Annotated in this window: 4 protein-coding genes and 1 pseudogene; 4 read left to right on the top strand and 1 reads right to left on the bottom strand. The window is 70.8% G+C overall.

Features of this window, described 5'->3' with window-relative positions:
* From R6V09_RS46685 to R6V09_RS46670, 4 genes are all read left to right on the top strand, one after another.
* The coding region (locus R6V09_RS46685) for an ArnT family glycosyltransferase (protein WP_317887536.1) at positions 1 to 1,203 on the top strand (1,203 nt) is incomplete at its 5' end.
* A 123-nt stretch (positions 1,204 to 1,326) separates the two neighbouring features.
* Entirely contained in the window at positions 1,327 to 1,488 is a 162-nt protein-coding gene (locus tag R6V09_RS46680) for a hydrophobic protein (protein WP_317887535.1), read from the top strand.
* Positions 1,489 to 1,638: 150 nt separating this feature from the next.
* The gene (locus R6V09_RS46675) at positions 1,639 to 2,370 is read left to right on the top strand and encodes an ABC transporter ATP-binding protein (protein ID WP_317887534.1); all 732 of its coding nucleotides are present in this window, start codon (positions 1,639 to 1,641) and stop codon (positions 2,368 to 2,370) included.
* Between the two features lie 175 nt (positions 2,371 to 2,545).
* A complete protein-coding gene (locus R6V09_RS46670; protein WP_317887537.1) occupies positions 2,546 to 3,502 on the top strand; it encodes an ABC transporter ATP-binding protein in 957 nt (318 codons plus the stop codon).
* 13 nt (positions 3,503 to 3,515) lie between these two features.
* On the opposite strand, the pseudogene R6V09_RS46665 reads toward R6V09_RS46670, so the two are convergent.
* Positions 3,516 to 4,521, bottom strand: a pseudogene (locus R6V09_RS46665) (hypothetical protein); the annotation flags it as partial.

Raw genomic sequence — 4,521 nt, 5'->3', positions numbered from 1 at the left:
GGCGCGCGCCGGGCCCAGTTGCTCGCGGCGATCGCGACGGCCACCATGCCCGTGCTGCTGGGCGGCGCGCACGTCGCCAACACGACGTCGTACGAGATGCTGGCGTGGGCGGCGATCGCGCTCGTGGTCGTACGGATCGACCGCACCGGCGACACCCGGTGGTGGCTCGCTGTGGGAGCTCTGGTCGGCATCGGCGCGGAATTCAATCACCTCGTGGCTTCTTTCGGGATCGTCCTGCTGGCCGCCGTGCTGCTCGGCCCGGCCCGCCGGACCGTGGTCGACCGCCGACTGCTCGCGGGCGCCGTGACAGCCGTGCTGCTCGTGCTGCCCGACCTGTGGTGGCAGTCGCGGCACGGCTGGGCCATGTTCGAGATGACGCGGGCGCTGAACGGGGAGAACGGAGGCCCGGGGAACATCCTCACCTGGATCGTGGGGCAGCTCGGCATGTCCTGTCTGGCGATGGCGGTGCTGTGGGTGGCGGGCCTGCGGTTCCTGTGGCGGTCCGGCCGGCCGCTGTGGCGGTGCCTGGTGACCGCTTACGCCGTGCTGTTCGTGCTGTTCGCCGTGACGACCGGAGCGCAGGTGTACTACCTGGGCGGCCTGTACGTGTGTCTGCTGGCGGCCGGGGCCGTGGGACTCGACGGGTGGCTGCACTCCCGCCCGGGCCGGCTGCGCGGCCTGATGATCGGCACCGCCGTCTCGGCCGCGGTGCTCGCGGTGATCGTGCTGCCGGTGCTGCCGCCCTCCGACGTGGCCTGGACGTACGGCATCAGCACGAATTCGGGAGAGACCCTGGGCTGGCCCCAACTGGTGGGCACCGTGCGGCAGGTGTGGACCGGGCTCCCGCCCGAGCAGCGGGCGAACGCGGTGATCTTCGCGGCGGACTACGGCGAGGCCGGAGCCATCAACGAACTCGGCCGCGGTACCGGGCTGCCCACCGCCGTGAGCGCCAACAACACCGACTGGTGGTGGGGTCCCGGCAACCCGCACGCCACGACCGTGGTGGCCGTCGCCCCCGGCCCCGACGAGGCCCCCGAGTACGCCGCCCAGCTGCGCCAGTACTTCCGGCACGTCCGTGTGGCCGCCACCCTGTCCAACCCCGACGGTGTGCACAACACCGAATGGGGCGGCCACGTCTACATCTGCACAAGCCCCCGCCACCCCTGGGGCGAGATGTGGCCCGAACTGCGCAACTACGGGTGACGTTCCCGCCCCCGCAATAGGGGCCGCGATCCACCCCCTCAGCCTCAGGCGTGCACCTCCAGGTAAATCCGTGGGAGTGAACGAATAATGCGCGGGAAGACGGAAGTTCGGAGGTGGAAAATTATGATTCCCCTGCTTCTTGTTCTTCTGTTCGCCCTGATTCTCTTCGGTGCGGGTTTCGCGCTGAAAATTCTGTGGTGGGTCGCGATTATCGTGCTGGTCCTGTGGATCGTCGGGTTCGTGGCCCGTCCGAAGGGTGGGAGTGGCCGTTGGTATCGCTGGTAGCGCCGGTTTTCGACACGCGGAAACAATTCCCGTGCTACCGAAGCGGAAAAGGGGACCGGCGGGAATGTCCGCCGGTCCCCTTCTATCCGCCTCGCCCGCCTGATCCGGCGTACCCTACGGTGCGGATGTTGGCCGGGTGGGGGAGGAAACATGGGCGAACTGACCAGTGGCCGAGGTGCAGTTGTGGATGCCGAGGCGCCCACCGGCGACATGGTGGTGGTCGAGGACCTGCGCCGTACCTACGGCAGCGGTGACACCGCCGTACACGCCCTGCGCGGTGTTTCCTTCAGCGTGCCGCGCGGTGAACTCGTCGCCCTCAGAGGCCGTTCCGGTTCCGGCAAGACCACCGTGCTCAACCTGGTCGGCGGTCTCGACACTCCCGACGGCGGCCGGATCACCCTGGACGGCACCGACCTGGCCGGCCTCGGCGAGGACGGCCTGCTGGCGCTGCGCCGGGACCGTATCGGCTTCGTCTTCCAGTCCTTCGGCCTCATCCCGATTCTGACCGCGGCCGAGAACGTCGGGGTCCCGCTGCGTCTGCGGAAGGTACCGGCCCGCGAACGCGAAGCCCGCGTCGCCCTTCTGCTCGCCCTCGTCGGTCTCGCCGATCATGCCGACCAACGTCCCGGCGAACTGTCCGGCGGCCAGCAGCAGCGGGTCGCCATCGCCCGCGCGCTCGCCAACAACCCGGCCCTGATCATCGCCGACGAACCCACCGGCCAACTCGACGCCGACACCGGTCTCACCGTGATGGACCTGCTGCGCGCAGTCGTCCGCAGCGAATCCGTCACCGCCCTCGTCGCCACCCACGACACCCAACTCCTCGCGCTGGCCGACCGCGTGCTCGAACTCCGCGACGGCCGCATCGTCGAGGACGCCTGACGGCACCCGCCGCCCCGCACTCCACACGCCGTTCCGGATGCCGTCGGCCCGGCGGATCCCGCCCCTCGCGTGGACTTCCGCATTAGCCTGGCCGCTGTCCGACCGCGTCATCGCCAGACTTCAGCTCCCGGGAGACCGCGTGGCACTTCATCAACAGCGCACCGGGGCACCGGACTTGGACGAGTTGCGGCGGCGGGCCGGCGCGGCTGCCGCTCCGCGACGCGAAGAGGGGCTGGTCGTCTGCGAGAACCTGGTGCGGATCTACCAGACCGAGGGCGTCGAAGTGCAGGCCCTCCAAGGTCTCGACCTGGCCGTGGCCGAGGGCGAGATGATCGCGGTGGTCGGTGCCTCCGGCTCCGGCAAGTCCACCCTGCTGGGCATACTCTCCGGCCAGGACGTGCCGACCGCGGGCGCCGCCGAGGTCGCCGGACACGACCTGCTGGCGATGAAGCGCCGGGACCGGCTCAACTACCGCCGTAGCACTGTGGGTTTCGTCTGGCAGCAGACCTCCCGCAACCTGCTGCCCTACCTGTCGGCGGCCGAGAACGTGATGCTTCCGATGACGTACACCGGGATCAGGCGCTCCCAACGGCGGGCCCGTGCAGAGGAGTTGCTCGACCTGCTGTCCGTCGGCCACTGCCGCGACCGCACCCCCGACACGCTCTCCGGCGGTGAGCAGCAACGGGTCGCCGTGGCCGTCGCCAACGCCAACGAGCCCCGGGTGCTGTTCGCCGACGAACCCACCGGCGAGCTCGACACCGCCACCAGCGACGAGGTCTTCGCCGCACTGCGCCGGGCCAACGAGGACCTGGGCGTCACCGTGATCGTGGTCACCCACGACGCGCTGGTCTCCGAGCAGGTCCAGCGCACCGTGCTGATCCGCAACGGCCGCACCTCGACCGAGGTACTGCGCCGGGTCGCCACCGGTGAGGACGGCGTCGATGTGCTCACCGCCGAGGAGTACGCGGTCCTGGACGCCAGCGGCCGGCTGCAGTTGCCGGGCGAGTTCACCGACCGCCTGCACATGCGCAAGCGGGTACGGCTGGCCCTGGAGAGCGACCACATCGGCGTATGGCCGGACGAGGCCGCACGACGGGCGAAGTCCGAGGCTGAGGCCGGGGACACGGCCTAGCGGGCGCAGCCGTTCACGTCAGGCGCAGTACGGCCCCCAAGCGGCGTCGGCGGGCGAGGACCGTCTCGGTGGCCGCTGCGGTCAGGATCAGTGCGGTCACGCCGGCCACGAGGGCGAGGGTCAGCGAGTAGTCGGTCCGCAGCGCCGGCTGGGCGGGGCCGCCGGTGAACTGCCGTAGGTCCAACGTCCCCGCCATGAGCCGTGGTTCGAGCAGTCCGAGCAGTGTGCCGCCCACCGCCGAGGCCACCGCAAGCGGCAGCAGTTGCAGGAAGTGCAGTGCCCCGGCTTCCTTGCCGCCGAGTCCGAGTGTGCGCAAAAACGAGGTGGTGCGGCTGCGCTCGTCGGAGGTGAGGGTGAGTTCCAGGGCGAGCGCGAGCAGACCCGTCAGCGCGGCGAGGATCGAGGTGACGGTGTAGATCGTGCCGACTCCTCGTGTCAGGCCGTCCGCACGCAGGGTGTTCAGCGTTTCGGAGCGGACGCGGATCCTGGCCAGCGGCCCGAGCGTCCTGGCCGCCGCCGACCGCAGTGCCGCGGGCTCGGTGGTGGCGGGACTGTCGCCCTTGAGGAGCAACACCGTGCTTCCAGAGGGCTGTTGGGGCAGCAGGCGCTCGGCGTCGGCGGTGGTGATCAGCAGGGGGGTCCCGGCGGGGATCTGTGCCGTGACCGGTCCGAGGAGGGGGTCGTCGAGTTGCGCGGCGGTGAGGGTGCCGACCGGCTTGAGGGTCAGGTCCACCGGAGGCCGGCCCGGGGTCACCACCGTGGTGATGAAGCCGCCGGTGCGCTCCCTCGCCCGGAGGCCGGGGGAGAGGAAGGACGGCAGCGGGGTGCGCGCGTCGGCCCGGGTCCCCGCCGGCTCTGACAGCAGGGCTTCGGCGAGCGCTGACTTCGGGGCGATCGCGGCCAGTTGCCGGGGATCCACGGTGATCACGGCGACCTGGGGGATCGCCGCGCCGTCGGCCTGTCCCGCCAGGTCGAGGATGCGCAGGTGCTGGACGGCGGTCCGCATTCCGGTGGTGGCG

The sequence above is a fragment of the Streptomyces sp. W16 genome, from assembly GCF_033194735.1.
In the GTDB taxonomy this organism is placed as follows: domain Bacteria; phylum Actinomycetota; class Actinomycetes; order Streptomycetales; family Streptomycetaceae; genus Streptomyces.
Note: the sequence above shows the minus strand (reverse complement) of the source record. Positions and strands in the feature narration are given on the sequence as shown.